The 1,788-nt window shown below is 57.2% G+C and carries 1 rRNA gene; it reads right to left on the bottom strand.

The window, feature by feature from the left end:
- A 23S ribosomal RNA gene (locus ABDZ89_RS16955) occupies positions 1 to 1,788 on the bottom strand; the annotation flags it as partial.

Genomic DNA, 1,788 nt, shown 5'->3' with positions numbered 1-1,788 from the left:
TCGTGGGCTTAACACCTCGTTGCCTTGGTGCGTACACCCCGAGTCTATCGAACTCGTCTTCTACGAGTGACCTCTGTGGTACCTCTTTTCCATGTGGGTTTCGAGCTTAGATGCGTTCAGCTCTTACCCCGTGTCGCGTGGCTACTCGGCATCTGCCCTCTCGGACAACCGATACACCAGTGGCGACCAAACGTAGTTCCTCTCGTACTATACGTTCGTTCACGTCAGGTACCTCACACCCCCAATAGATAGCAGCCGACCTGTCTCACGACGGTCTAAACCCAGCTCACGACCTCCTTTAATAGGCGAACAACCTCACCCTTGCCCGCTTCTGCACGGGCAGGATGGAGGGAACCGACATCGAGGTAGCAAGCCACTCGGTCGATATGTGCTCTTGCGAGTGACGACTCTGTTATCCCTAAGGTAGCTTTTCTGTCATCTACGGGTCCCATTCCGGAACCTCGTAGGTTCGCTAGACCACGCTTTCGCGTCAGCGTTCCTCGTTGGGAAGAACACTGTCAGACCATCTTGTGCTCTTGCGCTCTTCGCCGGGTTCCCGACCCGGCTGAGATGATCTTCGGGCGCGCTCGATATCTTTTCGAGCGCGTACCGCCCCAGTCAAACTGCCCGGCTACCGGTGTACTCCTCCCGGAGTGAGAGTCGCAGTCACCGACGGGTAGTATTTCAATGTTGTCTCGGTGGCGTGCTAGCGCACGTACCTGTGTAACGACTCCTACCTATGCTGCACATCGGCGACCACGTCTCAGCGACAGCCTGCAGTAAAGCTCTATAGGGTCTTCGCTTCCCCTTGGGGGTCTCCAGACTCCGCACTGGAACGTACAGTTCACCGGGTCCAACGTTGGGACAGTGGCGCTCTCGTTTATCCATTCATGCAAGCCGCTACTGAAGCGGCAAGGTACTACGCTACCTTAAGAGGGTCATAGTTACCCCCGCCGTTGACGGGTCCTTCGTCCTCTTGTACGAGGTGTTCAGATACCCGCACTGGGCAGGATTCAGTGACCGTACGAGTCCTTGCGGATTTGCGGTCACCTGTGTTGTTACTAGACAGTCGGAGCGCCCGAGTCACTGCGACCTGCTCCGTAGAGAGCAGGCATCCCTTCTTCCGAAGGTACGGGACTAACTTGCCGAATTCCCTAACGTCGGTTCTCCCGACAGGCCTTGCCTTGCGCTGGCAGAGCACCTGTGTCGGATCTCGGTACGGACATCATGCTTGCCTTTTCACGGGCCCTATGTACGGCTGACTTTCGCTATCTCGCGTTTCGCTCGCTTCGTGCCGTGACGGCTTCCACGAGTTTCCACGATTCGACCGGGCGAAGGCCCGGCTCAGCGTTCCACACGGCGTCGGCGTTTACTGCACGATGGCGCTGGAATATTAACCAGCTTCCCGTTGATGTAGTCAAGTTGTGGTACATCTTAGGACCGGCTAACCCTCGGCTGAACGGCAGTGCCGAGGAACCCTTGCTCTTCAGGCCGTCGAGGTTCTCACCCGACTATCGCTGCTACTGTGACCAGGATTGTCGTTACTGGACGGTCCACGCGAGCTCTCGCCCGAGCTTCCGTCCGACCAGTACGCCAACCTACGCGGTTGCCCCTGTCAAGGGCACGGCCAGGTCTCGGTGGTAGATTTGAGCCCCGATCATTTTGGGCGCCTCAAACCTCGGCCGGTAAGCTGTTACGCTTTTCTTAGCGGGTAGCTGCTTCTAAGCTCACCTCCCGGCTGTTTAGGGCTTGAGACCACCTTCGAATCGCACTTAATCTACACTTTGG

Origin of the sequence: Halorubrum ejinorense (genome assembly GCF_039522565.1) — an archaeon.
GTDB classification, from domain to species: Archaea; Halobacteriota; Halobacteria; order Halobacteriales; family Haloferacaceae; genus Halorubrum; species Halorubrum ejinorense.
Note: the sequence above shows the minus strand (reverse complement) of the source record. Positions and strands in the feature narration are given on the sequence as shown.